Annotated in this window: 33 protein-coding genes and 1 pseudogene; 22 read left to right on the plus strand and 12 right to left on the minus strand. The window is 70.0% G+C overall.

The genetic code is table 11. The features are described from left to right. Positions 1 to 5 precede the first annotated feature (5 nt). From QUE44_RS00985 to QUE44_RS01010, 6 genes are all read left to right on the plus strand, one after another. The gene (locus QUE44_RS00985) at positions 6 to 1,952 is read left to right on the plus strand and encodes an AMP-dependent synthetase/ligase (RefSeq protein WP_286215392.1); all 1,947 of its coding nucleotides are present in this window, start codon (positions 6 to 8) and stop codon (positions 1,950 to 1,952) included. Between the two features lie 4 nt (positions 1,953 to 1,956). Then, positions 1,957 to 2,400 carry a YbhB/YbcL family Raf kinase inhibitor-like protein gene (locus QUE44_RS00990; RefSeq protein ID WP_286215393.1) on the plus strand — a complete coding sequence of 148 codons (444 nt, stop codon included), beginning with the start codon at positions 1,957 to 1,959 and terminating at the stop codon, positions 2,398 to 2,400. 7 nt (positions 2,401 to 2,407) lie between these two features. After that, a complete protein-coding gene (locus QUE44_RS00995; protein WP_286215394.1) occupies positions 2,408 to 2,806 on the plus strand; it encodes an alpha/beta fold hydrolase in 399 nt (132 codons plus the stop codon). Further along, positions 2,740 to 3,357, plus strand: coding sequence for an alpha/beta fold hydrolase (locus QUE44_RS01000; protein ID WP_286216796.1), 618 nt, complete (start codon positions 2,740 to 2,742; stop codon positions 3,355 to 3,357). The genes QUE44_RS00995 and QUE44_RS01000 overlap by 67 nt, the downstream gene beginning before the upstream one ends. Positions 3,358 to 3,430: 73 nt before the next feature. After that, positions 3,431 to 4,405, plus strand: a complete 975-nt coding sequence (locus QUE44_RS01005) for an ATP-binding cassette domain-containing protein (RefSeq protein ID WP_286215395.1) — start codon at positions 3,431 to 3,433, stop codon at positions 4,403 to 4,405. Positions 4,406 to 4,514: 109 nt separating this feature from the next. Next, a complete protein-coding gene (locus QUE44_RS01010; protein ID WP_286215396.1) occupies positions 4,515 to 5,261 on the plus strand; it encodes an ABC transporter permease in 747 nt (248 codons plus the stop codon). Positions 5,262 to 5,288: 27 nt separating this feature from the next. Here QUE44_RS01010 and QUE44_RS01015 read toward each other — a convergent pair whose 3' ends face one another. Beyond that, a complete protein-coding gene (locus QUE44_RS01015) occupies positions 5,289 to 5,903 on the minus strand; it encodes a DUF305 domain-containing protein (RefSeq protein ID WP_286215397.1) in 615 nt (204 codons plus the stop codon). A gap of 464 nt (positions 5,904 to 6,367) precedes the next feature. Here QUE44_RS01015 and QUE44_RS01020 point away from each other — a divergent pair, with 464 nt between their 5' ends. From QUE44_RS01020 to QUE44_RS01040, 5 genes and pseudogenes are all read left to right on the plus strand, one after another. Continuing rightward, entirely contained in the window at positions 6,368 to 7,213 is an 846-nt protein-coding gene (locus QUE44_RS01020) for a transporter substrate-binding domain-containing protein (RefSeq protein ID WP_286215398.1), read from the plus strand. Between the two features lie 5 nt (positions 7,214 to 7,218). Then, complete coding sequence (locus QUE44_RS01025) at positions 7,219 to 7,878, plus strand: amino acid ABC transporter permease (RefSeq protein ID WP_286216797.1); 660 nt, start codon at positions 7,219 to 7,221, stop codon at positions 7,876 to 7,878. Continuing rightward, positions 7,865 to 8,671: an amino acid ABC transporter ATP-binding protein gene (locus QUE44_RS01030; RefSeq protein ID WP_286215399.1), complete on the plus strand. Its 807-nt coding sequence runs from the start codon at positions 7,865 to 7,867 to the stop codon at positions 8,669 to 8,671. The genes QUE44_RS01025 and QUE44_RS01030 overlap by 14 nt, the downstream gene beginning before the upstream one ends. 111 nt (positions 8,672 to 8,782) lie before the next feature. Then, the gene (locus QUE44_RS01035; protein ID WP_286215400.1) at positions 8,783 to 9,082 is read left to right on the plus strand and encodes an SHOCT domain-containing protein; all 300 of its coding nucleotides are present in this window, start codon (positions 8,783 to 8,785) and stop codon (positions 9,080 to 9,082) included. Between the two features lie 242 nt (positions 9,083 to 9,324). After that, positions 9,325 to 9,540, plus strand: a pseudogene (locus QUE44_RS01040) (multicopper oxidase domain-containing protein); the annotation flags it as partial. A 64-nt stretch (positions 9,541 to 9,604) separates the two neighbouring features. On the opposite strand, the gene QUE44_RS01045 reads toward QUE44_RS01040, so the two are convergent. After that, positions 9,605 to 9,745 (minus strand): hypothetical protein, encoded by a 141-nt coding sequence (locus tag QUE44_RS01045; protein ID WP_286215401.1) that lies wholly within the window; start codon positions 9,743 to 9,745, stop codon positions 9,605 to 9,607. On the opposite strand from QUE44_RS01045, the gene QUE44_RS01050 reads away from it, so the two are divergent. Further along, positions 9,735 to 10,538: a multicopper oxidase family protein gene (locus QUE44_RS01050; protein ID WP_286215402.1), complete on the plus strand. Its 804-nt coding sequence runs from the start codon at positions 9,735 to 9,737 to the stop codon at positions 10,536 to 10,538. The genes QUE44_RS01045 and QUE44_RS01050 overlap by 11 nt on opposite strands. A gap of 14 nt (positions 10,539 to 10,552) precedes the next feature. On the opposite strand, the gene QUE44_RS01055 is transcribed toward QUE44_RS01050, so the two are convergent. Genes QUE44_RS01055 through QUE44_RS01070 form a run of 4 tightly spaced genes read right to left on the minus strand, consistent with a single transcriptional unit; the run spans position 10,553 to position 13,330 of the window. Further along, positions 10,553 to 11,182: a peroxiredoxin family protein gene (locus tag QUE44_RS01055; protein WP_286215403.1), complete on the minus strand. Its 630-nt coding sequence runs from the start codon at positions 11,180 to 11,182 to the stop codon at positions 10,553 to 10,555. 3 nt (positions 11,183 to 11,185) lie between these two features. After that, positions 11,186 to 12,178: a cytochrome c biogenesis CcdA family protein gene (locus QUE44_RS01060; RefSeq protein ID WP_286215404.1), complete on the minus strand. Its 993-nt coding sequence runs from the start codon at positions 12,176 to 12,178 to the stop codon at positions 11,186 to 11,188. Between the two features lies 1 nt (position 12,179). Then, positions 12,180 to 12,482 carry a glutaredoxin gene (locus tag QUE44_RS01065; protein ID WP_286215405.1) on the minus strand — a complete coding sequence of 101 codons (303 nt, stop codon included), beginning with the start codon at positions 12,480 to 12,482 and terminating at the stop codon, positions 12,180 to 12,182. Positions 12,483 to 12,493: 11 nt separating this feature from the next. Beyond that, positions 12,494 to 13,330: a prolipoprotein diacylglyceryl transferase gene (locus tag QUE44_RS01070; protein WP_286215406.1), complete on the minus strand. Its 837-nt coding sequence runs from the start codon at positions 13,328 to 13,330 to the stop codon at positions 12,494 to 12,496. Positions 13,331 to 13,436: 106 nt separating this feature from the next. Here QUE44_RS01070 and QUE44_RS01075 point away from each other — a divergent pair, with 106 nt between their 5' ends. Next, entirely contained in the window at positions 13,437 to 14,159 is a 723-nt protein-coding gene (locus QUE44_RS01075; protein WP_425558002.1) for a response regulator transcription factor, read from the plus strand. A gap of 58 nt (positions 14,160 to 14,217) precedes the next feature. After that, positions 14,218 to 15,282 carry a sensor histidine kinase gene (locus QUE44_RS01080; RefSeq protein ID WP_286215408.1) on the plus strand — a complete coding sequence of 355 codons (1,065 nt, stop codon included), beginning with the start codon at positions 14,218 to 14,220 and terminating at the stop codon, positions 15,280 to 15,282. Positions 15,283 to 15,614: 332 nt separating this feature from the next. Here QUE44_RS01080 and QUE44_RS01085 read toward each other — a convergent pair whose 3' ends face one another. The 3 genes from QUE44_RS01085 to QUE44_RS01095 form a co-directional block, all read right to left on the minus strand. After that, positions 15,615 to 16,271, minus strand: a complete 657-nt coding sequence (locus QUE44_RS01085) for a cation efflux transmembrane domain-containing protein (protein WP_286215409.1) — start codon at positions 16,269 to 16,271, stop codon at positions 15,615 to 15,617. Continuing rightward, a complete protein-coding gene (locus tag QUE44_RS01090; protein ID WP_286215410.1) occupies positions 16,268 to 16,606 on the minus strand; it encodes an ArsR/SmtB family transcription factor in 339 nt (112 codons plus the stop codon). Before QUE44_RS01090 ends, QUE44_RS01085 begins: the two co-directional genes overlap by 4 nt. Positions 16,607 to 16,782: 176 nt before the next feature. Beyond that, positions 16,783 to 17,748 carry a dihydrofolate reductase family protein gene (locus QUE44_RS01095; RefSeq protein WP_286215411.1) on the minus strand — a complete coding sequence of 322 codons (966 nt, stop codon included), beginning with the start codon at positions 17,746 to 17,748 and terminating at the stop codon, positions 16,783 to 16,785. Positions 17,749 to 17,860: 112 nt separating this feature from the next. Here QUE44_RS01095 and QUE44_RS01100 point away from each other — a divergent pair, with 112 nt between their 5' ends. Beyond that, positions 17,861 to 18,250: a hypothetical protein gene (locus QUE44_RS01100; RefSeq protein WP_286215412.1), complete on the plus strand. Its 390-nt coding sequence runs from the start codon at positions 17,861 to 17,863 to the stop codon at positions 18,248 to 18,250. 27 nt (positions 18,251 to 18,277) lie between these two features. Here the strand turns inward: QUE44_RS01100 and QUE44_RS01105 are convergent, their stop codons facing one another. Then, positions 18,278 to 18,649: a hypothetical protein gene (locus QUE44_RS01105; protein WP_286215413.1), complete on the minus strand. Its 372-nt coding sequence runs from the start codon at positions 18,647 to 18,649 to the stop codon at positions 18,278 to 18,280. 360 nt (positions 18,650 to 19,009) lie between these two features. Beyond that, positions 19,010 to 19,909: an HNH endonuclease gene (locus QUE44_RS01110; RefSeq protein ID WP_286215414.1), complete on the minus strand. Its 900-nt coding sequence runs from the start codon at positions 19,907 to 19,909 to the stop codon at positions 19,010 to 19,012. Positions 19,910 to 19,968: 59 nt separating this feature from the next. On the opposite strand from QUE44_RS01110, the gene QUE44_RS01115 reads away from it, so the two are divergent. The 3 genes from QUE44_RS01115 to QUE44_RS01125 all read left to right on the plus strand — a co-directional run bounded on the left by QUE44_RS01115 (position 19,969) and on the right by QUE44_RS01125 (position 22,150). Next, positions 19,969 to 20,670, plus strand: coding sequence for an NADPH-dependent F420 reductase (locus tag QUE44_RS01115; RefSeq protein ID WP_486304399.1), 702 nt, complete (start codon positions 19,969 to 19,971; stop codon positions 20,668 to 20,670). Between the two features lie 108 nt (positions 20,671 to 20,778). Continuing rightward, complete coding sequence (locus QUE44_RS01120; protein WP_286215416.1) at positions 20,779 to 21,303, plus strand: hypothetical protein; 525 nt, start codon at positions 20,779 to 20,781, stop codon at positions 21,301 to 21,303. A gap of 376 nt (positions 21,304 to 21,679) precedes the next feature. Further along, complete coding sequence (locus tag QUE44_RS01125) at positions 21,680 to 22,150, plus strand: DUF4262 domain-containing protein (protein WP_286215417.1); 471 nt, start codon at positions 21,680 to 21,682, stop codon at positions 22,148 to 22,150. On the opposite strand, the gene QUE44_RS01130 is transcribed toward QUE44_RS01125, so the two are convergent. Further along, positions 22,151 to 23,125, minus strand: coding sequence for an arsenic resistance protein (locus QUE44_RS01130; protein ID WP_286215419.1), 975 nt, complete (start codon positions 23,123 to 23,125; stop codon positions 22,151 to 22,153). 108 nt (positions 23,126 to 23,233) lie between these two features. On the opposite strand from QUE44_RS01130, the gene QUE44_RS01135 reads away from it, so the two are divergent. The 4 genes from QUE44_RS01135 (at position 23,234) to trxB (ending at position 25,973) form a co-directional block, all read left to right on the plus strand. Then, on the plus strand, positions 23,234 to 23,548 hold the full coding sequence (locus tag QUE44_RS01135) for an ArsR/SmtB family transcription factor (protein WP_286215420.1): 315 nt from the start codon (positions 23,234 to 23,236) through the stop codon (positions 23,546 to 23,548). After that, positions 23,545 to 24,648, plus strand: coding sequence for a permease (locus QUE44_RS01140; protein WP_286215421.1), 1,104 nt, complete (start codon positions 23,545 to 23,547; stop codon positions 24,646 to 24,648). Before QUE44_RS01135 ends, QUE44_RS01140 begins: the two co-directional genes overlap by 4 nt. Positions 24,649 to 24,666: 18 nt before the next feature. Then, positions 24,667 to 24,903 (plus strand): thioredoxin family protein, encoded by a 237-nt coding sequence (locus tag QUE44_RS01145; RefSeq protein ID WP_286215422.1) that lies wholly within the window; start codon positions 24,667 to 24,669, stop codon positions 24,901 to 24,903. 83 nt (positions 24,904 to 24,986) lie between these two features. Next, positions 24,987 to 25,973 (plus strand): thioredoxin-disulfide reductase, encoded by a 987-nt coding sequence (gene trxB / locus QUE44_RS01150; RefSeq protein WP_286215423.1) that lies wholly within the window; start codon positions 24,987 to 24,989, stop codon positions 25,971 to 25,973. Positions 25,974 to 26,021: the final 48 nt, after the last annotated feature.

The following is a 26,021-nucleotide window of genomic DNA, read 5'->3' on the forward strand; positions in this document are numbered from 1 at the left end:
TGAGCATGACCCAGAACCACATGGCAGCACCGGGGCTCGCCAGCATCGACCCCGCGATGAACCTCACCGCGATGCTCGACTCTCGCGTCGCGGCGAACCCCAGCGGTCCCTTCGCCGAGGTGAAGGACGATGCCGGGGCATGGGTCCCCGTGTCGCTCGCCGAGTTCAGGGATCGGGTGCGCGCCGTGGCGAAGGGCCTCATCGCGTCCGGCGTGGCCGCGGGCGACCGTGTGGGCATCATGGGCGACACCCGCATCGAGTGGTCCGTGATGGACTTCGCGGTGCTCGCCGCCGGGGGCATCGTCGTGCCCATCTACCCGTCGTCGTCGGCGAAGCAGTGCGCGTGGATCGTCGAGGACGCGGGGCTGTCCCTGGTCGCGGCGGAGACCGAGGACCTGCGCGCCATGCTCGCGGGCCTCGACAAGGCTCCCCGGGTGGTCGCGCTCACCGCCGAAGGCCTCGACGCGCTCGCCGCCTCCGGTGACGGCGTCTCCGACGCCGACCTCGACGCCCGCACCGCGGACGTGGTGCTCACCGACCTCGCGACCATCATCTACACCTCGGGCACCACGGGCCGGCCCAAGGGCGCGATGCTCACCCACCGCAACCTGGTCGAGCACGCGAAGAACGTCGAGCTCGACTCCGAGTTCGGCGCGTTCGTGCAGGGCGACACGAGGGTGCTGCTCTTCCTTCCCCTCGCGCATGTCTTCGCGCGCTACGCGATGGTGCTCGCGCTGTCCTCGGGCGCCGTGATTGGCTACACCCCGAACCATAAGACGCTCGCCGCCGACCTCGCGAGCTTCCGGCCCACGTGGATGCCGCTGGTCCCGCGCGTGCTCGAGACGATCTACAACCGCGCGGACGCCGCCCAGACCGGCCTCAAGAAGCGGATCTTCCGCTGGTCGGCCAAGGTCGCGCGCGAGTCTTCGATGGCGCTCGAGACCGGCGGACCGTCGCTCGGGCTGAAGGTGCGCTTCCGGATTGCCGACGCGCTGGTGCTCAAGAAGATCCGCGCGCTCATGGGTGGGCAGCTGGGCTACGTGCTCGCGGGCGGAGCCAAGCTCAACGCGAGCATCGGCCACTTCTTCCGCGGACTGGGCGTCACCGTGATGCAGGGCTACGGACTCACGGAGACCACCGCAGCGCACATGGGAACCCCCAGCACCGGCCAGGTCATGGGCACCGTCGGCCACCCGCTCGCGGGCTGCGAGGTGAAGCTCGACGAGGACGGCGAGATCCTGGTCAGGGGCGTCAACCTGTTCTCGGGCTACTGGAACGCACCCGAGGAGACCGCTCAGGTGATGCGCGGCGACTGGTTCGCGACGGGCGACCTGGGAGAGATCCACGACGGCAACCTCACCATCACGGGTCGCAAGAAGGAGATCCTGGTGCTGTCCTCGGGCAAGAACATCCAGCCCGCGATCCTCGAGGACTCGATCCGCTCGCACCCCGCGATTCAGGACTCCGTGGTGATCGGCGACGGCCGCCACTTCGTGTCCGCCGTCGTGACGCTCGACCCGGTGCTGTTGCCCAGCTGGCTCGCCGCTCACGACCTGCCCGAGATGGACGTCGCGACCGCCTCGACACACGAGCGCGTGCGCGAGCTCATCAGCCGCGCGATCGCCACGGCCAACGATCACGTCTCGCGCGCCGAGGCCATCCGCGAGTTCCGCATCCTTCCCCGCGAGTTCACCGAGGCCCGCGAGGAGATCACGGCCTCGCTCAAGATTCGCCGGGCCGTGGTCATGGAGAACTTCAAGGACCTCATCGAGTCGATCTACTCGCAGCAGAAGTCCTCGCCCCCGGCGGCCACGCCTAACCCCACCCGCGCCCCACCGAGCCCCGCCCCCGGCCACCGTTCGGGACACTCAGTACTCCTCCGTCGCGAGTCTCGCGGGCTGCGGGACACTGAGTACTCCCCGCGCGCGGCGACCCCGCCTGCGTCATGCTGAACTCATGCCCGCCTCCGACTTCACGCTGACCAGCCCCGACATCCCCGACGGCACCCGCATCCCGGACACCTTCGCGGGGCAGGACGGCGCGCTCGCGCCCCGCATGAGCGTCGAGGGGGTGCCCGAGGGGTCCGTCGAGCTCGCGCTCGTGTGCCACGACCCCGACGCCCCGCTCCCGCACGGCTTCACCCACTGGACGCTGTACGGACTGCCGCCCATCGAGGGCGAGATCGCGGTCGCGCTGGGAAGGTCCGGGCCCCAGGACGACTCCGGCGTCGGCTACGTGGGCGCCTTCCCTCCGCCCGGCCACGGCGTGCATCGCTACTACTTCTGGGTCTACGCGCTCTCCCGCCCGGTCGAGGGCGAGCCCACCCGCGCGGAGTTCCTCGCGCGCTACGCGGATGCCGTGATCGGGCAGGCGCGCACCGTGGGCACCTTCTCGCGATAGGCCCGGGATGAGGGACGATGCCCGCTACAGGGCCGCGGAGGCGGCCGTCTGGGAGCGGCATGAACTCCCGAGTCCGACCGAGCACTGGGTCGACCACCCCCGCGGGCGCATCCGGGTGCTCGCGCGCGGGGAGGGCCGCCCGGTGCTGTTCATCCACGGTAGTCCCACCGCGGGAGCCTCGCTCGTGCCGCTCGCGGGAGCGCTCGCGAGCGGTCCGCTGTCCGGGCTGCGGGTGCTGGTGGTCGACCGCCCCGGCTGCGGGCTCAGCGACCCCCTCGACCCGCCGCCGGCCACCTCGGGGAGCTCTTCGACGCCACCACCGCGGCCCTCGCCGCGGTCATCGAGGCCCACTCCGCCGGCCCCGCGGATGTCGTCGGCAGCTCCGCCGGGGGAGCGGCGGCCCTGACGCTCGCGGCACGTCGCCCCGAGCTCGTGCGCACGCTCGTCCTCGAAGGCGCGCCGCTCCTCGCCGGCGCCCGGCTGCCCGCCCCACTGCGGGCATCGTCCCTGCGACCGGTGGCACGCGCGGTCACTCGCCGCCGCGTGACGGAGGCCGATCTCCGCCGCTCCTTTCGCGCCATGGGCCACGCGCGGCTGCTCTCGCGCGGCGGGCTCGCCGGGCCGGATCTCGCGTGGCGCGTCGCCGTCGCGCGCCACACGGACACGTATGCGCACGAGCTCGCGCTCATCCGCCTCGCCGCGTCCTGGCGCGGTCTGCGGGCGGGCTGGGCGCCGGGTCGCGAGACGCTCGAGGAAGTGCGTGCGCCCTCGCTGTGGCTCGTGGGCGACCGCGATCCGTTCTCCTCTCCCGCGAGGGTGCGCGCGTGGGCGGCGCACGCACCCGGCTCGACCGTGCGCATCCTCCCTGGTCAGGGCCATCAGCCCTGGATGGACGATGCCGTGGGTCACGCGCGCGCGATCGTGCGGTGGTGGAGAGGCCCGAGGATGCGGCCGTGACCCTTCACGTTGTCGGACCTCGGGCGTAGCCTGACGGAGGCGCTACGTCCCCGGTGGCGCCGGGGGAGTATTCATGACGGACCTGGCAATCGAGACCGAGGGTCTCGCGAAGATCTACGGCAAGCAGCGGGCGGTCGACGGGATCGATCTCGCGATCGCTCGCGGAGGTGTGCACGGCTTTCTGGGGCCCAACGGCGCAGGCAAAACCACGGCGATTCGCATGCTCGCCACGCTCATCCGGCCGGACGAGGGTCGCGCTCGCGTGTTGGGCTACGACGTCGAGAGGCAGGCCGATGAGGTGCGCTCGCGTGTGAGCCTCACGGGGCAGTTCGCGTCGGTTGACGAGGACCTCACGGGCAAGGAGAACCTGCGGCTCATCGCGCGCCTGTACGGGTATCGCGGCGCGGCGGGCGCGGGCCGCGCGGATCAGTTGCTCGAGGCGTTCGGGTTGGCCGATGCTGCGGACCGGCAGGTCAAGAAGTACAGCGGAGGCATGCGCAGGCGCATCGACATTGCTGCGTCGCTGGTGGTGAGTCCCGAGTTGCTGTTCCTCGACGAGCCCACCACGGGACTCGACCCGCGTGCGCGCAATGAGGTGTGGGACATCATTCGTGCGCTGGTCGCGCACGGCACCACCGTGATGCTCACCACGCAGTACCTCGACGAGGCCGACCAACTCGCGGACCGCATCTCCGTGATCGACCAGGGGCGGATCATCGCGGAGGGCACCTCGAGCGAACTCAAGGCCTCCGTGGGGTCCGGCACCCTGCACGTGCGCGTCATGCACCGCGATGAGCGCGACGCGGCGCGCGCGATCCTGGTGCGCGAGCTCGGGGTCGACTTCGACACCACGCACGATCCGCAGGCGCTCGTGGCCGGGCTCGAGGACCGTTCGGGCGTGACGCGCGCGCTCACCGCACTCGAGGACGCGCGCATCGGGCTCGCACAGTTCTCGCTCGGGCAGCCCACTCTCGACGAGGTCTTCCTCGCGCTGACGGGCCATCATGCCGAGTCGGACGACACACCCGCAGAGGAGGAGGCGGCATGAGCACTCAGACCGCTTCGCAGACCGCGCCTCAGGGGAGGCGCCCGCTCCCAAGGTCGAGGCCATCGCCTCGGCTCTCACGGGGGCGACTCGCCCGGCGCGACCCTCCGCCGTGTCGACCTCCGTCACCTTCGGGTGGCGCGCACTGCTCAAGATCAAGCACGTGCCCGAGCAGCTCTTCGACGTCACGGTGTTCCCGATCATCATGACGCTCCTTTTCACGTACCTGTTCGGTGGCGCGATCGCGGGCTCGGTCGAGGAGTACATCGCCTACATCGCACCGGGCGTCCTGGTCCAGTCGGTGCTGTTCATCACGATGTACACGGGCACGACGCTGCGCACCGACATCGACAAGGGCGTCTTCGACCGCTTCCGGTCGCTGCCCATCTGGAGGCCGTCCGCGCTGGTCGGAATGCTGTTGGGAGACGCCGTGCGGTTCACCGTCGCGTCGATCGTCACCGCGATCGTGTGTCTCGCGATCGGATGGCGTCCCGCCGGCGGTGTCGCTGGCGTGGTCGCGGGCGTCGCCTTGCTGCTCGTGTTCGCGTTCTCGCTCGGGTGGATCTGGACCTTCCTCTCGATGCTGCTGCGCACCCCGGGCTCGATCATGGGCGTCGCGAGTTTTGTGCTCATGCCGCTGCTGTTCGGATCGAACATCTTCGTGGACCCCTCCACGATGCCCGGCTGGCTGCAGGCGTGGGTCAACGTCAACCCCGTGTCCGACCTGGTCACCGCGGTGCGCGGCTTCATGAACGGCACCGAGGTAGGCGCGGAGCTCGTCACCACGCTCGTGTGGGCGGCGGGACTCGTGGCCGTGTTCGGCTCGCTCACGATGTGGAAGTACCGCGACCCGCGGTAGGTCCGGGCGGGCGGTCCGGCGCCGCGGCTACAGGGCGGATTCGGCGAGGAGCTCCTCCATCTCCGCGATCTCGGACTGCTGGGCGGCGATGATGTCGCGAGCGAGTTCGATCGCGCCGGTGTTCTCGCCCTCGGCCACCTGAATGGTCGACATCTCGACCGCGCCGCGATGGTGGTCGATCATGAGCTCGAGGAAGAGCCGATCAAAGGCCTCGCCGTCAAGTGCGTCGAGCGCCGCCATGGCCTCGCCCTGATCCATGCCGTTCATGTCCATGCCTGCGTGATCCATCGCGCCGTGCTCGGCGGCGTCCGGCAGGTCCTCGCCCCATGCCGCAAGCCACGACTCCATGGTCGCGATCTCGGGTCCCTGGGCGGCGCTGATCCGTTGACCGAGCGTGCGAACCTGCTCGGTCGCCGCACGTGTGACCACCAGGTCGGCCATTTCGACCGCGCCTTCGTGGTGCACGATCATCATCTGAGCGAACTCGGTGTCGGCGGCGTTATGGGTGGTGGCCGCTGGCGCCGATGCCGTGATCGTCACGCGAGGTGTGCCAGGCTCGGCGGAGGAGGCGCAGCCCGCGAGCGTGAGCGCCAGCGCGGTGGCACCGGAGACCAGGACGGTGATGCGAGCCGTGCGTGCCATGGATCTCTCCTTGTCGTGCGGTGCCTCGGGCGCCGCCGGGTCGGGGTTGTCGCGCCCGAGGGCGGACTCGTGCAGGGGTCTTCATCCTCACATCGGACAGTCAACCTGCCGTCGCCAGACCATGAAGGTTTGATGAAGATCGCCGGCGCGTGACGGGTCGCGGGATCCGTGGGCTAACCTCATCCCCATGCACGCCACCCCCATGATGCTCATGCCCGCGCCCCATGGCCGCCGCATGTCGTCGTGTTGTGGGGCGCCCTCGCACCGCTGTTGATCGAGCCCTCCGCGCTCTAGCGGACCCCTCGACAGCCAGGCGGTATCGCCCGCCACCTCGCCGCGGCATCGTGCCCACGCACATGCTGGCGTCCCCCGGTACTCCCCACCCGCCACCCGGCATCCGCCGCGCGCCGCGCGGCCCTCGCACGGTCGCCTCCCCCGGCCGTACCCTCACGAAAGGCTCACCCATGAAGCGCCGATTTGTCCTTACCGCCACCGTCCTCGGATCGTCCGCCCTGCTCGCCGCGTGCTCTACCGGTGCCGGCGACCCGGTCGCGACCGCATCGCCCACCGCGACCGCGTCCGCCTCGACCGACGACTCGCTCGCGAACGTCCTCGAGGCCGGCGAGCTCGTGGTCGGCACCGAGGGCACGTACCGCCCGTTCAGCTACCACGAGGACGGCTCGGGCGACCTCACCGGCTATGACGTCGAGGTGATTCGCGCGGTCGCCGAGGAGCTGGGCGTCGAGGTTCGTTTCGAGGAGACCCAGTGGGACGCGATCTTCGCCGGTCTCGAGGCGGGTCGCTTCGACGTGATCGCCAACCAGGTCTCCATCACCCCGGACCGCGAGGAGAGCTACACGTTCTCCTCCCCGTACACGTACTCGCCGGGCGTGATCGTGGTCGCCGAGTCCACTACCGACATCGCCTCCTTCGCGGACCTCGAGGGCCGGACCACGGCCCAGTCGCTCACGTCGAACTGGTACGTGCTCGCCGAGCAGTCCGGCGCAGTCATCGAGGCGGTCGAGGGCTGGGCCCAGGCCGCCACGCTGGTGGAACAGGGCCGCGTCGACGCCACCATCAACGATCGCCTCACGTTCCTCGACTACCAGGTGCAGACCGGCGCGACCGGCCTGGTGGTCGCGGCGCAGACCGACGACGTGTCGCGGAGCGCCTTCGCGTTCGCGCAGGGTAGCGACGCGCTCGCCGCGGCGGTGGACGATGCCCTGGCCACCCTGGCTGCCGACGGCACCCTCGCGGACATCTCGACCGAGTTCTTCGGCGAGGACGTGTCGGTGGCACCCGCCTCGTGACCGGCATCGACTGGGATCTGGTCCTCGGATCGCTCGGCCCTCTCCTGAGCGGGGCGATCCGAGGCACCATCCCGCTCGCGCTGGTGTCGTTCGCCGCGGGCATGGTGCTCGCGGTGGCGGTCGCGCTCATGCGGCTGTATGGCAACCGCGCCGTGGCCGCGGTCGCGGGGCTCTATGTGTCCGTGATCCGTGGCACGCCGCTGCTGGTCCAGCTGTTCGTGGTGTTCTATGGGTTGCCGTCGCTCGGACTCACAATCGACCCGTGGCCCAGCGCGATCATCGCGTTCTCGCTCAACGTGGGCGGCTACGCGGCCGAGGTGGTGCGAGCCGCCATCCTCTCCGTCCCCAAGGGCCAGTGGGAGGCGGCCTACATGATCGGCATGTCGAGGCCCACGTCGCTGCGGCGGGTCATCCTTCCCCAGGCGTCGCGGGTGGCGGTGCCGCCGCTGTCGAACACCTTCATCTCCCTGGTGAAGGACACCTCGCTGGCGTCGCTCATCCTCGTCACGGAGCTGTTCCGTGAGGCGCAACAGATCGCGGCCTTCAGCCAGGAGTTCATGGTGCTCTACGTCGAGGCGGCGCTCGTGTACTGGGTGATCTGCCTGGCCCTGGCCGGAGGCCAGGGCTCACTCGAGAAGCGATTGGATCGATATGTCGCCCACTGATACCCCGCCGGGTGCCACCCCGGACCCCACCGGCGCGCGGGCATCGTCCCTACTCACCGCGGCAGGCGTGTCCAAGAGCTTCGGGGACGTCGAGGTGCTGCGCTCGGTCGACGTGAGCGTCGCCCGCGGCGAGGTGCTCGCCGTGATCGGGGCCTCCGGGTCCGGTAAGACCACGCTGTTGCGGTGCCTCAATGGTCTCGAGGTGCCCGACTCGGGCCGCGTGAGCATCGGGCACACTTCGGTCGACTTCGCGACCCGACCACCCGCGCGGGAGCTGCGCGCGTTGCGCGACCGTTCGGCCATGGTGTTCCAGCACTACCACCTGTTCCCGCACCGCACCGTGCTCGAGAACATCGTCGAGGGACCCGTGGTGGTGCAGCGGCGCCCGCGCGCCGAGGTCAACGCGGAGGCGCTGGCGCTGCTCGACAGGGTGGGACTCGCGGATCGCGCGGGGGCATACCCGCATGAGCTCTCCGGCGGGCAGCAGCAGCGCGTCGGGATTCTCCGCGCGCTCGCGCTACGGCCCGACGTGCTGCTGTTCGACGAACCCACCTCCGCTCTCGACCCCGAGCTCGTGGGAGACGTCCTCGGGTTGATGCGGGACCTGGCCGCGGAGGGCTGGACCATGGTGGTGGTCACGCACGAACTGCAGTTCGCGCGCGAGGTCGCACACCGGGTGGCTTTTGTCGACGGGGGTCGGGTGCTCGAGGAGGGCCCTCCCGACCAGGTGCTACGCCACCCCCAACACGACCGCACGCGCCAGTTCGTCCGCAGGCTCCTGCACCCGCTGTAGCGACGCAATCTTCACGGACTCTTCATCGCTTCTCGACGCGTGCACCATGCCCCCGGGGGCACACTGGAGGGAGACGTTCGCCGCACGCGCGGACGAGACGCGGAGGTCATCATGTGGGGCAATGGATACGGCGGAATGATGGGCGGCGGCGCCGGCATGGTGTTGCTGTGGGTCCTGGTCATCGCGGGGGTCGCGGCACTGATCTTCGCGGTGGTGCAGCTCGCCGGGCAGCCCCGGGATCGGAATGGCCGCGATGGCGTTCGCGCTCAGGTGCGCGAGGTTGCCGAGCCGCCGCGCCGATCGGCGCAGCCCGGACCCAGCCCGCGGCTTATCCTCGAGCAGCGCTTCGCGCGTGGCGAGATCGATGCCGAGGAGTTCACCGAGCGACTGAGGGTCCTGGAGGGCCCGTGACCGTTCGCGTCTCGCGGCGCACCGCGATCGCCATCGGGGCGTGCGGCGCGGGGTCGATCGCGCTGGGTGTGGCCGGTTTGGCCGCGGGCGGAGGCGTCCCTGAGAAAACCCAGCGGGGGGACGATGCCGCGGGTGGGGCCCCGTGGTCCGAGCCAGCGGTCCTGGAATCGAGCGGCGGGTTGCTCGCGTGCGAGTTGCGCGTCGCGGCGGCGCCCGTTGAGGTCGCGGGAGGCGCGGCCCGGATGCTCACCTACAACGGCACCGTGCCGGGCCCCACCCTTCACGTGCGGCCAGGGGACACCCTGCGGGTCCGGCTCGTCAATGAGCTCGACGAGCCCACGAATCTCCACACCCACGGGCTCGAGGTTTCGCCTGCGGGCGCGAGCGACAACCCGATGATCGAGATCGCGCCGGGACAGGCGTTCGACTACGAGCTCTCCATCCCCGCCGATCACCCCTCCGGCGTGTTCTGGTACCACCCGCACCGCCACGGCCTCGTGGCCGCGCAGGTGTTCGGGGGCTCTACGGAGCGATCGTCGTCGACAGCGACGACTGGTCCGCAGCCGCTCCGCGGATCGCGGTCGTCTCGGACACCACCATCGTGCGCGGGGAGGTCGCCCAGCCGAACGCCGCGGCGAGCGGGGACGGGCGGGTGGGCGACACGCTCCTCACCAACGGCCTCGTCGCGCCCTTGCTCACCGGCGGGCCCGGCGGGGTCGAACGGGTGCTGGTCATCAACGCGTGCGCGACGCGGTACCTCGACCTCGACCTCGGCGGGCGTACGGTCCGGGTGCGCGGACGTGACGGAGGCGCCTTCGAGCCGGCCGTCGAGACGCGCCGCGTCCTGGTCGTGCCCGGCGGACGCGTGGACCTGGAGATGGAGGTCCCCGCCGAGCCCGTCGACCTCGTCGCCCGCGCCTACGCGCTTCATGGCGGCGGCATGGGCGGCATGGGCGGCATGGGCGGCATGGGCGGGATGGGTGCGACGCCCGCGGATGCCACGGTGCTCACGCTCGGCCCCGGCGGTGCGTCGCGCCCCGTCGCGCCCCGTACGTCGCGCCCCCGCCGTGACCTGCGCGACGCGCCCGTCGTCCGTCGCCGGATCATTCGGATGACGGGCGGCATGTCCAGCATGGCCGCCATGACCTTCGATTTCGACGGCAGGCCATTCGACGCTGACCGCGTAGACCAGGACGTGTCGCTCGGGACCGTCGAGGAGTGGGTGCTCGAGAACGCCTCGCCCATGCATCACCCTTTCCATCTCCATACGTGGCCGATGCAGGTGATGGACGCGACTCCCGGAGTCGTCGACGTCCGGGACGTGGTGGACGTGCCGGCCGGCGCCACGGTGACGGTGAGGATCGCGTTCGACCGCTTCGCTGGCGTCACCGTGTATCACTGCCACATCCTCGATCACGAGGACCTCGGAATGATGGGCGTGGTCGAGGCCGGCTGACACGCGACGCCGGCTCAGGCGAGCTTGGCGTTCACGATCTCGAGGAGCTCGGCCGGGTCGACCCACATCGAGGGGTAGTTGCCGTACCACCGCTGGACACCGTCGGCATCGATGAGGACGAACCCGTGCCCGGGCAGACCGGCGTGCATGCCGGTGCCGAGCGTGCCGTATGCGTCCGACACCACGCCGTCGTCGAGGGCGAACGGTGCCTGCACGTCGAGACGGTCGCGGTCGGCGTTGATCTGCTCCGCGGTGTTCATCACGATCGGAAGCACCGCGATGCCCGCTGCCGCGAAGTCGGGGTTCTGCTCGATCGCCGCCATCTGCATGAGGCACGAATCGCAGCCCGCTCCCTCGTTGAAGTAGAGCAGCACCGGGCTACCCGCGTAGTCGGCGAGCGACACCTCGCCGCCGTCGCTCAGCGGCAGCGTGAACGGCGTCGCCTGATCGGCGCCGGTCCCGGTCTCGGGACGCGCGGACAGCAGGGCCGCCGTCACGAGCCCGGCGATCAGGACGAGCGCGCCGAGCCACGCCAGCCGCACCCGCAGCGTGCGCCGCCGCTGCTCACGCTCACGCGCGGAGCCGGTCTGCGTGAGCAGCCTGTCGCGCTCCTTGTTGAGTCGCGTCGTGGATCCTGACGTCATGGGTCACTCCTTGTCGGTGGCGGGCGGCGCGGTGTGCACGGCGTTATCGCGTTGGTCAGTTGGGGACGATGCTGGGGCTGGGATGGGCGCCGCCGGCGCGAAGTCGGCCTTCCGCTCGGCGGTCCTGCGCCAGGGCGTGCGACGGTCCGCGATCGTGCCCCACACGAACACCGCAGCGACCGCGATGAGCGCGGCAGCCTGGACGGGCTCGGGGATGGGGCTCAGGGCGTCCTGCACGGTCCCGAAGACCCGCGTCAGCGCGTCGGAGGCCCATGCCTGTGCGGCGGTGCCGCCGGTCATGCCGGGCGAACCCGCGAGCGAGATGATGAAGGCGCCCATGACGACGAAGGCGACCGCGACCACCACGTTGACGGTGTTGGTCACGAGCGTGCGCCCGGCGACGGTCAGGCGGACCGGGCGGGCACGGAGGAACCGCTTCTCCCCGAGGCGCGCCTTGTCCCACACCAACGCCATGATGAACAGTGGGAACACCATCCCGAACACATAGGCGAGGCCAAGCACCAGGCCCCCTGCGGCAGATCCGGACAGCACCGACAGCGTCATCACTCCGGCGAGCACCGGCGCGCAGCAGCTCGACGCGATTCCCGAGAAGACGCCGAGGGCGAAGAAGCTGGCGCTGTCGCCGCGGCTGGTGTCCGGCGCGCGCAGGAACGACGGCAACGACCACATGCGTCCCGAGATCGCGAGTCCCGCGAGCGCGATCATGAGCAGTCCGCCCGCCCAGTACAGCGGCGCATGATACTTGGCGATCGCGCCGGAGAGCAGGCTCATGCCCAGCGTGATGGGCACCAGCACCACGGCGAGACCTGCGGCGAAGATGAAGGTGAGGGGCAGGAGCCGCCAGCGGCGGTTCTTGACGGCCCCCGCGAGGTAGCTCGGGGCCAGGAAGACGATGCAGCACGGCGCGAAGAGCGCCACACCGCCCGCGAAGAACGCCGCGACGATGCTTCCGGTCGCGAGAAGCTCGGAGCCCATGTCAGCGCGCCTCGGCGACGGCGACCGCGGCGTCCGTGTGCCGCTCGAGCAGCCTCGCCAACTTCTTGCGCGGCAGGCGGCCCGAGCTGAAGAACTCGCCGTCCACGACGACAAGGGGATTCATGGCCGGGCGGTGCCGGGCCACCAGCGCGGCGCCGGCGGGGGACTCGAGTTCGACGGTGGTGATCTCGAGCGGGTAGCGCGAGGCGAAATCGTCGAGCGCCGCGGCGGCGTCCTCGCAGAAGTGGCACGCGGGGCTGTGAACGATCGTGATCTGCGTGCGATGCGACGGGGCGGAAGGCAAGGCGGTTCTCCTCACGGTGTTGGGACGCCGCCAGTGTGCGCGCGGGCCACCGCAGGATCGACTGGCGTTTCGTGAACATTCGATGAAGAGTCGCGGGCGTGAGCGTGCTCGCGCGGTCGCGTCCTTCGCAACGCGTGGGTGGCCAGCGCGATGCCCGCCGCGACGCTCACGACCGACCACAGTTGCGGTTGGGTGAGGCCCCACCACGCGGGCGGGTTGGTCCGGAGCAGCTCTACGCCGAACCGGGCGACCCCGCTGAGGACCAGGTACGCGGCGAAGACCGTGAATGGTGGGATCGCGCGGCGGCTCAGGGCCCAGAGGAGGGCGGCGATGATGAGGGCGGCGCCCGCCTCGTAGAGCGGCGTCGGATGCACGGCGACATCGCTGGGCAGCATCCCGGCCGTCACCTTCATGCCCCATGGCAGTGTGGTCGGCTTGCCGTACGTGCCGTCTCCCGAGAACCAGCATCCCGCTCGGCCGATCGCGTAAGCCAGGCTGAGCGGCACGGCCGTCGCGTCGACGACCACGCCGAACGGCAGGTGACGCCGTCGAATCATGATGAGGGCGGCGGCGGTGCCGCCCAGCAAGCCGCCGTACCAGGTGAACCCCGAGCCGCCCAGGTCATGCGGCGTGACATCGGGCAGCCGCTCGAGGATGAAGTAGATCTTGGCGCCCACGAATCCCCACACCGTCGCCCACGTCACCAGGCCATACGCATCGTCCCTCGCGAGGCCGTGGCGCCGGAACGCACGCGCGAGGACGTACGCCGCCACGATTGCCGCGGCGGCCTTGCTGACTCCGTACGTCTGGACGTCGAGACCAAGGATGGAAAAGAGGATGGGTCGCATGCGGCCATCGTGGTGGCGCCGCCCCGTGCGGATGCCGGGCGTTTGGTCAACGTTCGATGAAGGTTGGCGCCGCCGGGGTCGCGGGACGCGTGGCGGTTCCGCGACAATGGTGCGCATGACGGCATCAGCACCCACGCACCTGCGGGCCCTCGTCGTCGACGACGAGCCGGTGCTGGCCGACCTCGTCGCCGGCTACCTCTCCCGCGACGGCTTCGAGGTCGAGCGCGCGGGCGACGGCGAGACCGCGCTCGCGAGCGCCCGTGCCTTCGATCCGGACGTGGTGGTCCTAGACCTGGGCCTTCCCGGAATCGATGGCCTGGAGGTGTGCCGCCAGCTGCGAACCTTCTCGGACAGCTACGTGGTGATGCTGACGGCTCGGGCCGACGAGCTCGACACGCTCGTGGGGCTGTCGGTCGGTGCGGACGACTACATGACCAAGCCCTTCAGCCCTCGTGAGCTCGTCGCGCGGGTGCGGGCCATGCTGCGGCGCCCCCGCGCGGCGGCGGGCCCGGCCACCGACGAGCGCGTGGTGACCGTCGGTGATCTGGAGATCGATCTCGGGGCTCGCGAGGCGCGCGTCGGCGGCGACCTGGTCCGGCTCACGCGCACCGAGTTCGATGTCCTTGCCGCCCTCGCCGTCCGCCCGGCGCATGTCATGACCCGTGCCCTGCTGTTGGAGGCGGTGTGGGGAGGTGGATGGGTCGGCGACGAGCACCTGGTGGACGTCCACGTGCTCCACGTGCGGCAGAAGCTGGGTGACAGCGCGGAGCAGCAGCGGTATGTCCGCACCGTGCGCGGCGTGGGATACCGGATCGGCACCGGCGAGTGACGCGCGGCGCCATCACCCGAGGCGGGCTCGCCCCCGCCTCCTCGTCGCGATCGGGCTGGTGCTGGCGACGGCGGCGCTGACCGCATGGCTGGTCGCGGGCGCGATCGGACCGTCGATCTTCCACGCGCACCTGCTCGCCTCTCAGGTGGACGACCCCGACGCCGCGGTCGAGCATGCCGAGCTCGCGTTCCGCACCGCGAGCGCGGTCGCTCTTGCGCTGTCCCTCACCCTGGGTGCGGCGGCGGCCTTCGCCGTGAGCGTGGTGCTCACCAGGCGCATCGGTCGCTCGCTCGCGTCGGTGGCCACTGCGGCGCACCGCATCGCCCAGGGCGCGGTGGGTGTCAGGGTCGAGAGTCCGGATATGGGCGCGGAGTTCACCGCGCTCACGGACGCGTTCAACCGCATGGCGGACCGCCTCGACGAGTCGGAGCGGCTCCGTGGGCGGCTGATCTCCGATGTCGCGCATGAATTGCGCACCCCGGTGGCGACCATCAATCTGGCGCTCGAGGCGCTCGAGGACGGGGTGGCCCAGCTGACCCCTGCGACGGTCGAGGTGCTGCGTGCGCAGGGGAACCGCCTGGTCCGACTCAGCGAGGACCTGGCGTCGGTGACGCGCGCAGAGAGCGGCGCGCTGACGCTCGATGTCACACAGACGGAGCCGGGCGACCTGCTCGAGCAGGCGCTCCTCGCGGCCCGCGATCGCGCCGCGCAGGCGGGCGTGGACCTGGTGCTCGACGTCGAGCCGGGGCTACCACGGATCACCGTGGACCCCGACCGGATGGCGCAGGTGCTCGGCAATCTCGTCGACAATGCGCTGCGTCACACGCCACGCGACGGCCGTGTCGCGCTCGCCGCGGTGCGGGGCGACCACCCGGGTCACGTGGTGCTTTCGGTCACGGACACCGGCACGGGAATCGCGGCGGAGCACCTGCCGCACGTGTTCGAGCGCTTCTATCGCGCGGACTCGGCTCGCGACCGTGAGCATGGTGGCTCGGGGGTGGGGCTCGCCATCACGCGTGCGCTCGTCGAGGCGCACGGCGGCCGGGTGAGTGCCCACAGCGTGGGACCGGGCGAGGGCGCGCGCTTCGAGGTCACGCTTCCGGTGGTGGCGCCGGCCAGCTGACGGCGGTCGATGGTGCCTCGGTAGCGCGCGGGCCGTTGGGCTCGCGACGCGGGCGCGACGAGCGTCGCACTGGGAAGAGCAGCAGCACCGCCCACACCGCGAGACCGACGATGGCGCTCCACGTGGCGGCGATGATCAGCCAACCCGCGAGATCCATCGGCCCGCACCACGGCAGCATCGGACCCTCCTTTGCGGGGCGCGGCCGCGCGGGCCGCCAGCGTGGCGCCGGATGTCGGCGCCGGTCTCCATGGTCCAGATTGCGGGTCAAGATAGGACGCCTACCGGATGAAGGTTTGCTGTAGAAGTGCCGTCGCCGGGGCGCCCGTCGAGGTTCAGTCCCCGTCGCGCTCGAAGAGGACCTCGGCGGAGCAGCACGAGTCGCCGTTCCACGCCTCGATGCCCTCGCGCACCGCGAGCCCCGCGATCACGAGCGCGGCGGCGTAGTCCGCCCACCACCAGCCCAGCACCGAGTTCGCCAGCAGCCCCACGAGGAGCGCGGCCGACATGTACGTGCACAGCAGCGTCTGCTTCGAGTCCGCGACCGCCGAGTGCGAGCCCATCTCGTGGCCCGTGCGGCGCTGAATGAGCGACACCGTGGGCATGATGAGCAGGCTCGCCACGGCGACCGCGATGCCGACGCCGGAGTGCTCGGGCGCGTGGCCCTCGACGAGGCCGGTGACGGCGTCGAACGTGACGAATGCGGCCAGCCCAAAGAACGATGCCGCGATCACCTTGAGCGCGATGCGCTCGCGCTCCTCGGGGCGCGGTCCGGCGAACTGCCAGGCCACCGCCACCGCCGAGGACACCTCGATGACCGAGTCGAGCCCGAAGCCGATGAGCGCGCTGGATCCCGCCGCGGCACCCGCCCAAAGTGCGACCGTCGCCTCGACGACGTTGTAGGCGATGGTGAAGCTCACGAGGATGCGGATGCGCCGCGAGAGTGTGGCGCGCCGGGCGGCCGAGATCACCGGGTGGGCGTGAGTGGTCATGCGAGCGCGCTCCTTGCGTCGGTGGCATCGCAGTGCGCGGGGTCGACCGCGAGCACCACCTGTTCGAGATCGGCGAGGGCGTGGCCCAGCCGCGAGTCCGCGAGTTCGTAGCGGGTGCGTCGGCCCTCCGGAGCGGCCACGACCAGACCGCATCCGCGCAGGCAGCGCAGGTGATTCGACATGGACTGGCGCGAGACCTCGAGCCGCTCGGCAAGGTCCGCGGGGTAGGAGGGCCCGTCGCGCAACGCGAGCAGGATCCTGGCGCGGGTGCCGTCGGACAGGGCGTGTCCGAAGCGCGTGAGCGCCTCGAGTGGGGCAGCGACGGTGATCGTCATACACCGATAGTACATCGCCTGATGTATCGAAGCAGCGGCGCCCGCACGGTCCCCGCATGGCGCTCGAACGTGCCCCGCGCGGCGCCGACCCGACCGGGACCTCGGGTGTCCTCGGACGCCTCGCGGATACGGAATGATGCTCCGGTGACTGTTGCGATGGACATCGAACCCCGTACCTATTTCCGGTCCTTCGAGTCGGCGCTGGCGGACTTCCGCCCCCGGCCGAGAACATCGATCAGATCGTCGAGGTGGTCCGCGACCTCGACTTCGAGCACGTGTACATCCCCGAGTCGCGCGCCTTCATCGCGCTGGAGCCGCGCGGCGGCGGCGCCGCGATCGCGTACATTTCGCACGGCTACATCGCGCTGCACCCGCGCGACGGCGAGAACACGTGGGTCGAGCTCCCGTCGCACCAGCTGCGTGCCAAGGGCTTCGCGGAGGTCGCGACGGAGGTTGCCGCGGCATCGAAGAACGCCGAGCCGGTGGTCGCCACGTGCCCCGAGTGCTTCACCAACCTGCCCGCGACGGGCCGCTGCGACTACTGCTACTGAGCGAGCCGCGGCGGCGCGCCGCCCGCTACAGGACGTCGTAGACGAGCGTGACGTGGCCGGTGTCGAACGTGTGGGTGTCGACGTGACGCAGAGTGCGGGCGTGGCGCAGGCCGGGGTTGCGGTGCGGCCCTCGCCCAACAGCACGGGGACGATGCGCAGGCGCACCTGGTCGACGAGCTCGGCCTGGAGCAGGGCGCCGCACAACATGAGCGAACCCCATACGACGATGTCCCCTGAGTAGTGGCGCTTGAGCCGCGCCACGGTCAGGCGCGGCTCGCCGTTCTCGACGGTCGCGGAGTCGTAGCGTCCCCACGGGGCGCGGCTCATCGTGTTCGACACCACGTGCTTGGGCAGGCGGTTGATGGGCTCGGCGACGGCGTCGTCCTCGACGGTGCGTCCCGGCCAGTAGTCCTCGAAGAGCGCGTACGTGTTGCGTCCGAGCAGGATCGCGTCGACGTGCTCGAGCATCGCGAGCTGGTCATGGTCGGTCGAGTCGAATTCCGTGGCCATGTCCATGAAATCCAGGTTCCCGTCCAGGCCCGATGCGAACCCGTCGACGGTGACAATCTGCTCGATGATGAGGCGCCCCATAGGGTCAGACTAGGGCCGACGCCAGCCCGGCATCGGCCGATGCACACGTTCGCCCCCAGGGGCGCCATTTTCGTCCTGGGCGCAATCGCGCGAAACAGCGGATGATGGCCCTATGAACGCCGCCCTGGAGTCCGAGTCCCGCACCTATTTCGAGTCGTTTGAGGCGGCGTTGACCGACTTCGATCCGCCCGCCAAGAACCTCGAGCCGATCCGTGCGGCGGTGGCCTCCGTCAAGTTCTCGCGCGCCTACATCCCGAACTCTCGCTCGCACATCGGGCTCGAGGCGGAGGACGGCGGCCCCGACCTCGCGTTCGTCGGCGCCGGCTTCGTGGCGCTTCACCCGCGCGGCGGCAAGAGCGCCTGGGTCGACCTGCCGATCGCGCCCACGCGCGCGGGCGGCTACACGCAGAGCCGTCGCGTCGAGTTCGACCGCCCGGTCGCGGCGTGCGGCACGTGCTTCACCAAGCTTCCGGCCACGGGGGTCTGCGACTACTGCGGCTGAGCTTGCGCCCGAGTGCGCCGCGGCCTCTCACTCGAAGATCAGCATCATCAGCCCGCTGAACAGGTTGATGAGGGCGAATCCGCCCACCACGATGCCGCCGACCAGGACGGGCATGCGTGCGCCCGGCTGAGAGTCGGCGACCGCGCGGCGGCTGAACAGTGCGGTCACGAGCAACGGCCACGCGAACGTGGCGAGCGCCGCGGTGAGTGCGAGTCCCATCACCCACCGCGGTGCCGCGGTGGTGGCGACGTCGTACCCCATCCACCAGGGCACGGCCTGTCCCACCACGAACGCTCCCACAAACGCGACCGGGTAGAGCACGAGCGACCACCACGCGAGGCGCAGGTTCCGCGAACCGCTCGTGCGGGGTGCCGTCGAGTGAGCGCCCGCCGTGGTCATGGCGCACCTCCTGGAGAGGCGCCTCGGTGCGCCGGTCGCGCGCGCACTTGGCCGGCGCGCAACCGCGCCTCTCACCAGGGACGATGCCGAGGCCGGGGTGAGTCCACGGGTGGCGGTGCCGATTGGGATGGCGGTGGTGCTCGCGCTCGCGGGGTACACGGGCGAGAGCGGCCCCAATCCCGACCCCTCTGCACCGCGGCGTTCCGGCGTTCTCTGTGGTGCCGCGGTGGCTCGAGGATGCACAGTTGCCGGTGACGCACTACGTATCCATTTCGGACGACGCAGGCGACTCGATCGAGGAGGCTGGAATGCCGAATCGGCGCGATCGAGGTGTGGCTGGCAGGAGTACGGCGAGCGAGACTACCTGGGAACCGCGTCGAGAAACTCCTTGAACGTAAGCCCGAGCCGGTAGGGATCGGGCCGGTCGTTGCGTCGGCGGGGGACGACGGCGAGCGTCTGCCCGGGAAGCCGCTGGAGTGCGTGCTCCCACACAGGACCGTCGGAGACCTCAAGAACGTCTGGACGCACGTGAAGGCGCAGGTCCTCATCGATTCCGACGTACTTGTTGTCGTACGCGCGGTGGTGGATCGAGCACAGCGCGAGGCCGTTCTCGACAACCGGTTGACCGTTCGGGTCCTTATCTCCGCGAATGTGGGCGGCATCGAGGAGCGTCGCCTCAGGCAGGCCGCAGATCGAACAGCTGGACTCGTAGGCCGCCATGACGATTGCGCGAAAGCGTGGCTGGTGGAGCCGGCGGTCGACGACCGTCGATGCCCACGCGCGTTCAATGACCGAGGACGATCCGCCTATGAGTTGATCGCCATCCAGAAGTGACACAACAAACTCGCGCCGGTTCACGAAGTCGTCGATCGGCAGGACCGACCCGATCGCGAGGTACACGTTCCTCACTGGCTTGTAGAAGTACAACGCCGGGACGCCATCGCGAACCGATTGGCTCAGCTTCTTGTTCGACGGATCAATGGTGCCGTCTCGACGTACTGAGTATGGATAGGTCCAGAGACCTGGTTCGGACTCTCGGTTCGGATAGCGCCCGCGCTCGACGCGCGTGATCGACAGTGTGTGAGCCCAGCCGTCGACGTTTCGAATACCCCGCCCTTGCGAATCGACAAGGGGAAGTCGCTCGCCGTCGATCGTGTAGTTGAGAAGCCAGTCGCGCGCTAGTGGTGCTTGACCGCCACCGCTCGCTGCCATGACATCGGCATAGATGCGTGCGCGAGTGGCCTCGCCGTCCTGAATCACTCCCGCAGCTTCCCAGCAAGATCCACGCAAGGCAACCACCGCATCGTTCCGCCACACCACTGCAGGAGCACCCTCACAGGAATACCCACGCGCCTCGCGAGGTTCCGCCCACCATGACCACTATCGGAATCATCGGCGCCGGACACATCGGCTCGAACGTCGCTCGCGCGGCCATCGCCAAGGGCTACGACGTCCTCGTCTCGAACTCGCGTGGCCCCGAGTCGCTCACCGCGCTCATCCACGAGTTGGGTTCGCGCGCCGAGGCCGTCGACGCGGCGCAGGCCGCCTCGGACGGCGACATCGTGGTGGTCGCGATTCCGCTGGGCAAGATCGCGAGCCTGCCTGTGGACGCGCTCGCGGGCAAAACCGTCATCGACGCCAACAACTACTACCCGCAGCGTGACGGCCGCATCGAGGCGCTCGACACCAACGAGAAGACCACGTCCGAGCTCCTGCAGGACCTCGTCCCGAGCGCGAAGGTCGTGAAGGCCTTCAACAACATCTACGCGGCCCAGATCCCCACCGATGGCTCGCCCGCCGGCACTCCGGATCGCCGCGCGCTGCCCATCGCGGGTGACGATGAGTCCGCCAAGGCGCACGTGATCGCCCTGCTCGATGGCCTGGGCTACGACGCCGTGGACGTGGGTCCCCTCGCGGAGTCGTGGCGCGTCGAGCGCGACACGCCGGCCTACGGCAAGCGCACCACTCGCGCCGAGCTCGAGGCGATCCTCCCCACGGTCGAGCGCGTCCAGCAGCAGTAGCGGGGCGCGCCCTTCAGGAGTAGCGTTTGCCCCATTAGCAGGGGGGTCAGTATGTATCCAGGCGTGTATCCCGCGGCTCACCAAGGCGCGACGCCCACGAAGGATCCGGTGATCGGCGGGCTCACGCCCGGCGGTGACACCTCGGAGCCGGCGAGCAATCATCCGCGCCTGTGGGTGATCTGGGTGTCGATGGCGGCGGTGGCCGCCGCCGCGGTCGTGGCGTACCTCCTCATGTTCGCGCCCGCGGGCGATGACTCCGCGGCGCGCGCCGCTGCCGCCGAGCAGGGAATCCTCGTGGTCGACGAACCGGGCATTCGAGTCACGGAGATCGAGGGCGGCTTCCGCGTCACCCGCGAGATCGAGGGGGATGGCGTGGTGCTCACGTCGTTCTACGACATCCTCACGGCCTCCGGCCCGCTCGCGACCGGGGACGATGCCGGGGATTGGGATGCCATCTCCCTCACCGGGGCGACGGCGTACCTCGAGCGGGGCGACCTGCCCCGTCTGCACGTGGAGGCGGGCTCGCACCTCTGGACCGTAGAACGCGGGCTGCAGGATGTCACGGTCGTCGAGCCTAGGCGGGACACCTGGCCGGACTTTGCGACGATTGTGAGCTTCGACCCGAGCGCGTGAGCAGTGCCCCCATAATGGGGGGCTTGCAGGGTGAATGGCGCACTGGGACGCTCGCGTCATGCCCGTGTTCCGCAGCGCGATCTTGGTTGCCATCGACCTCGTGCCGGCAGTCGTCCTCGCCGCGAACGAGCAGCAACGCCGAGTGGGTCGGCGCAGGGTGGTCGCGGCATGATCAAGTGGCGCTCCCATCGTGAGGACGCGTGGTCCGTGACGCCCCTGTGGCGCTGGACCTGGGGAGCGCCCGGACGCTAGCTCGATGGGCAGTCGATGCCCCCAACTCGGCACGGCGCCGGCGCTCTCCACAGATTCACGTCGGCGCGCCTGAGGGGCCGCGCCCCGATGCGAGCCTGATCGCATCACGACGGGAGGCGGCGGCATGGCGCGCATGGACGGTCCCGGTGGCTATGGCCACCTCGAGCACCTCATCGCCCGGCACGGGTGGGCGGTGCAGGCGGTGATGGCTGACGGCGAATCGCCCCCGTACGCCTACACCGTGGGTCTCGAGCGGCGCGGGCTCCCAGAAGTGATCGTGTTCGGGATCCCGTACCCCGACTCGCTGGGCATCCTTAACGAGTTGGCCCGCCGTGCGACAAGCGGCGAGGTAGAGCTGGTGGCCGGAGCTGTGGTGGATGGCCTCAACGACATCGGCGTGCGCATGGCACTCGTCGATGTCGACGACTCCGGCGGCCACCTCCTTGCGGCGAACACGCATGCCAAACACGGCGTGCGGCCCGTGCGTGCCCTTCAACTCGTGTATCCGTCTCCCGACCTGTGGGGCCCGTGGCCATGGGAGCAGCAGGACACCGCGCTGCCGTTGCTGGGTCCGGTGCCGGCGGCGCTGTCGTGATCAAGTGGCGATGAGCCGCGGCACCAGCCGCACCAGCGCGACGAGCACCGCGAGCTCCATGAGCGTCTGTGTCACCACCACCACGGGGGTGAGCTCGAAGCCCGGGCCGAGCGCGAGGGCGAGCGGCAGCACGACGAGCGAGTTCCGGGTCACGCCGGAGAACGTCAGCGCGCGCCGACCCGCCACGTCGAGTCCCGCGACGCGCCCCGCCGCGGCGCCCATCGCGACCATCGCGCCTGCGAAGGCAACGAACACCATCGCCGCGGGAACGAGCGCCGCGAGATCGCGTGCCACGCCCGCGATCTGCGACGCCACGACCAGGCCGAGGGTGAGAGCCATCAGGGGAACCATGGCATCGGCCCCCGAGCGCGCGACCCCGTGCCCGACCCGGGCCACGCGTGCCCGCCCCGAGCGCGAAGCGCGCTGCACCACCGCCGCGGCCGCGAGCGGCACGGCTATCAGCCACACGAGCGCCTCGATGAAGGGCTCCGGCTCGACGGGGGCGGCCACCTCGGGGCCCGCCATGAGCCACAGGTACGCGGGAAGAAGGGCCATCTGGATGACCAGCAGCAGGGGAGTGGCGGCAAGGAGCCGCTCACGCGCACCCCCGGCGAGGTCCGTGAACACGATCACGTAGTCGATGCACGGAGTGAGCAGGACCAGGAGCACGCCCACCAGCACCGCGTGATCGTCCACCACCAGGCGAGACAGGCCAAAGGCGACCAAGGGCGCCACCCCGAAGTTCACTGCGAGCACCGCACCAAGGAAACGTCGGTCGCGTGCGGCGTCGCCCAGGCGTCCCAGGGGCACGCCGAGGAATGTCGCGAACAGCGTGAGCGCCAGCACTGGGGTGGCGAGGGTGCCCGCGGCGTCGGCGGAGGAGGGTGCCGCGAGGCCCACGGTCGCTCCCGCCGCGAGTGCGGCCGCGTAGACCGCTACCTGGTGGCGCTCGAGCACGGCGGCGGTCACGGGCATGCGCGCATCCTCCCAGATCGACGGCGCGCGCCCGCAGTCAAACAGGCCGGCAGTCGCACGGGACCGAGGTCCCACCGGAGCGCCTCGGTGCGGCGAGACACTTCAATTGTGATTGGTTCAAAGGTTCTTGAACAGTACGCGGCCGACGCGGCGCTGTTGGGTGCGATCGCGGACCCGATTCGCCTCCAGCTCATCGCGCAGCTCGCGGACCGTTCGTCGTGCGTGTGCGACCTGGTCACCGAGCCCGCCGTGCCGGGCAACCTCCTCAGCTATCACCTCAAGGTGCTGCGCGAGGCCGGACTCATCGAGGGCACGCGACGCGGCCGCTGGATCGACTACTCCCTCACCCCTGACGCGCTCTCCCGTCTGCACGACGCCCTGCCCGCCCCGCTGCGGACCCTCGCGCTCGCGAGCCGGCCATGACCGCGCCCGCGGAACGCCCCGCCCCGCCGTCAGATGGGCGGTCAGGTGGCGCGCCCGCCGCACCCCGCACCACGGCGCGCCGAGCGCTGCGCCGCTGGAGCATCGTCGCCGTGGTCGCCCTCGCCTGGTGGGCGCTGTACTCGGTCAACAAGCCCTGGTGGGACCTGGTCCTGGGTGACTGGCTGGGACTCGACCTCGACTCGCGCGTGGGCGGCGCGGTCCACTTCTTCCTCTACGACACCGTCAAGATCGCTCTGTTGCTCACCGGGATCATCTTCCTGGTCACCGTGCTGCGCTCCTTCATGAGCGTCGAGCGCACGCGCCGACTCCTGGGGGGCAAGCGCGAGGGCGTCGGCAATGTGGCCGCCGCCGGACTCGGGGTCGTCACGCCGTTTTGTTCGTGCTCGGCGGTGCCCGCGTTCATCGGTTTCGTGTCCGCCGGGGTGCCGCTCGGCGTCACCATGAGCTTTCTCATCGCGAGCCCGCTGGTCAACGAGGTCGCGATCGCGCTCCTCCTAGGCCTCTTCGGGTTCGGCCCCACCGCCCTGTACGTGGCCGCCGGGCTGACCATCGCGACGGTCGCGGGCTTCATCATCGGGCGCCTGAAAATGGAGCGCTATGTCGAGTCGTTCGTCTTCGAGACGCACCTGCGCGGCCAAGCGATCGACCCCGCCCTGGGCCTCCCGTGGGACGACCGTCTGCGCATGGGCGTCGAGGAGGCGGGCGCGATCCTGCGCCGAATCTGGCCCTACCTGCTGGTCGGCATCGGGATCGGCGCGTTCATCCACGGCTGGGTGCCCGAGGACTTCTTCGCGGAGCACGCCGGCGCCGACAACCCCTTCGGCGTGCTCGTCGCCGTTGGAATCGGCATTCCGCTGTACTCGAATGCCGCGGGAGTCCTGCCGCTGCTCGACGCGCTGGTCGCCAAGGGCCTGCCGATGGGCACGCTGCTCGCGTTCATGATGGCCGTGGTCGCGCTCAGCCTGCCCGAGATGGTCCTGCTACGCCGGGTCCTCAAGCCCCGGCTCATCGCGGTGTTCATCGCCATCACGGGCGCGAGCATCATCGCCGTCGGCTACCTGTTCAACGCCATCCTCTGACACGCAAGGAGCACTGCCATGCACATCAAGATTCTCGGCCCCGGATGCGCCAACTGCACCCGCCTTGAGCAGGTCACCCGCGAGGCGCTCGACGCGCTTGGTCTCGAGGCGACCGTCGAGAAGGTCACCGACGACGGCGAGATCGCGGCCTACGGCATCATGCGCACGCCCGGCCTCGTGGTCGACGAGCAGGTGGTGGTCGCCGGTCGCGTCCCCACCGCCGCGCACGTGCGGGAGTTGCTTGCCTCGCACTAGGCGGGAGCCAGGATTCGGCCGATGCGGGTGAACAGTGGGTGACAAGGGTTGCCTTCTGCTGTGACCTGCGTCTAAATAGAGACATGTCGAATCAGCGTCAGCTCATCATTGTCGGTTCTGGTCCTGCCGGGTATACGGCGGCTATTTATGCGGCGCGTGCGGGGTTGGCGCCGTTGGTGGTGGCGGGGTCGGTGACGGCTGGTGGGGCGTTGATGAACACGACCGAGGTGGAGAACTTTCCTGGGTTTGTGGAGGGTGTGCAGGGTCCTGAGTTGATGGAGACGTTGCAGGCTCAGGCGGAGCGTTTTGGTGCCGAGGTGCTCTTTGATGATGTGACGGAGCTTGATCTTGTCGGTGATGTGAAGCGTGTGGTGACGGGCATGTCGGGTGAGTACACGGCTGCCGCGGTGGTTCTCGCGACGGGGTCGGCGTATAAGGAGCTCGGTCTGGATGATGAGAAGCGTCTCAGTGGTAAGGGTGTGTCGTGGTGTGCCACGTGTGATGGGTTCTTCTTCCGTGACCAGACGGTCGTGGTCGTCGGTGGTGGGGACTCCGCGGTGGAGGAGGCGACGTTCCTGACGCGGTTCGCGTCCAAGGTGTATCTGGTGCATCGCAGGGATGAGTTGCGGGCGTCGAAGATCATGGCGGATCGTGCTGCGGCGGATCCGAAGATTGAGTTCGTGTGGAACTCCGAGGTCACGGGTCTGGATGGTGACGTGAAGCTCGAGGGTGTGCGGATCCGTAACCGTGTGAGTGGTGAGGAGTCGACGCTGGCCGCGACGGGATTGTTTGTCGCGATCGGTCACGATCCTCGCTCCGAGCTGGTCAAGGGACAGGTCGACACCGACAGCGAGGGCTACGTCCAGGTGATCGGGCGGACCACCGCGACCAACGTGGAGGGTGTGTTCGCGTGTGGTGACCTGGTCGACAACCGTTACCGCCAGGCCATCACCGCCGCCGGCTCGGGCTGCGCCGCCGCCCTCGACGCCCAGCACTACCTCGACGGTCGGGAACACCCGGCCGCGGCATCGTCCCTTGACACCTCCCCACCCCTCTCCATCGGAGCCTGACATGACCGCCACCGCCGCCGTTTCGGAACCGCACCCGGCCCACGAGGG

This window comes from Demequina sediminis (assembly GCF_030296675.1).
In the GTDB taxonomy this organism is placed as follows: domain Bacteria; phylum Actinomycetota; class Actinomycetes; order Actinomycetales; family Demequinaceae; genus Demequina; species Demequina sediminis.

Coding starts and splice junctions, on each gene's coding strand:
- trxB (WP_286215423.1), top strand. CDS start 24,987: ATGTCGAATCAGCGTCAGCTCATCATTGTCGGTTCTGGTCCTGCCGGG.
- QUE44_RS01015 (WP_286215397.1), bottom strand. CDS start 5,903: ATGGCACGCACGGCTCGCATCACCGTCCTGGTCTCCGGTGCCACCGCG.
- QUE44_RS01105 (WP_286215413.1), bottom strand. CDS start 18,649: ATGACCACGGCGGGCGCTCACTCGACGGCACCCCGCACGAGCGGTTCG.
- QUE44_RS01075 (WP_425558002.1), top strand. CDS start 13,437: ATGGTGCGCATGACGGCATCAGCACCCACGCACCTGCGGGCCCTCGTC.
- QUE44_RS01100 (WP_286215412.1), top strand. CDS start 17,861: ATGAACGCCGCCCTGGAGTCCGAGTCCCGCACCTATTTCGAGTCGTTT.
- QUE44_RS01085 (WP_286215409.1), bottom strand. CDS start 16,271: ATGACCACTCACGCCCACCCGGTGATCTCGGCCGCCCGGCGCGCCACA.
- QUE44_RS01005 (WP_286215395.1), top strand. CDS start 3,431: ATGACGGACCTGGCAATCGAGACCGAGGGTCTCGCGAAGATCTACGGC.
- QUE44_RS01140 (WP_286215421.1), top strand. CDS start 23,545: ATGACCGCGCCCGCGGAACGCCCCGCCCCGCCGTCAGATGGGCGGTCA.
- QUE44_RS00985 (WP_286215392.1), top strand. CDS start 6: ATGACCCAGAACCACATGGCAGCACCGGGGCTCGCCAGCATCGACCCC.
- QUE44_RS01130 (WP_286215419.1), bottom strand. CDS start 23,125: ATGCCCGTGACCGCCGCCGTGCTCGAGCGCCACCAGGTAGCGGTCTAC.
- QUE44_RS01125 (WP_286215417.1), top strand. CDS start 21,680: ATGGCGCGCATGGACGGTCCCGGTGGCTATGGCCACCTCGAGCACCTC.
- QUE44_RS01145 (WP_286215422.1), top strand. CDS start 24,667: ATGCACATCAAGATTCTCGGCCCCGGATGCGCCAACTGCACCCGCCTT.
- QUE44_RS01055 (WP_286215403.1), bottom strand. CDS start 11,182: ATGACGTCAGGATCCACGACGCGACTCAACAAGGAGCGCGACAGGCTG.
- QUE44_RS01030 (WP_286215399.1), top strand. CDS start 7,865: ATGTCGCCCACTGATACCCCGCCGGGTGCCACCCCGGACCCCACCGGC.
- QUE44_RS01020 (WP_286215398.1), top strand. CDS start 6,368: ATGAAGCGCCGATTTGTCCTTACCGCCACCGTCCTCGGATCGTCCGCC.
- QUE44_RS01035 (WP_286215400.1), top strand. CDS start 8,783: ATGTGGGGCAATGGATACGGCGGAATGATGGGCGGCGGCGCCGGCATG.
- QUE44_RS00990 (WP_286215393.1), top strand. CDS start 1,957: ATGCCCGCCTCCGACTTCACGCTGACCAGCCCCGACATCCCCGACGGC.
- QUE44_RS01060 (WP_286215404.1), bottom strand. CDS start 12,178: ATGGGCTCCGAGCTTCTCGCGACCGGAAGCATCGTCGCGGCGTTCTTC.
- QUE44_RS01090 (WP_286215410.1), bottom strand. CDS start 16,606: ATGACGATCACCGTCGCTGCCCCACTCGAGGCGCTCACGCGCTTCGGA.
- QUE44_RS01095 (WP_286215411.1), bottom strand. CDS start 17,748: ATGGGGCGCCTCATCATCGAGCAGATTGTCACCGTCGACGGGTTCGCA.
- QUE44_RS01070 (WP_286215406.1), bottom strand. CDS start 13,330: ATGCGACCCATCCTCTTTTCCATCCTTGGTCTCGACGTCCAGACGTAC.
- QUE44_RS00995 (WP_286215394.1), top strand. CDS start 2,408: ATGAGGGACGATGCCCGCTACAGGGCCGCGGAGGCGGCCGTCTGGGAG.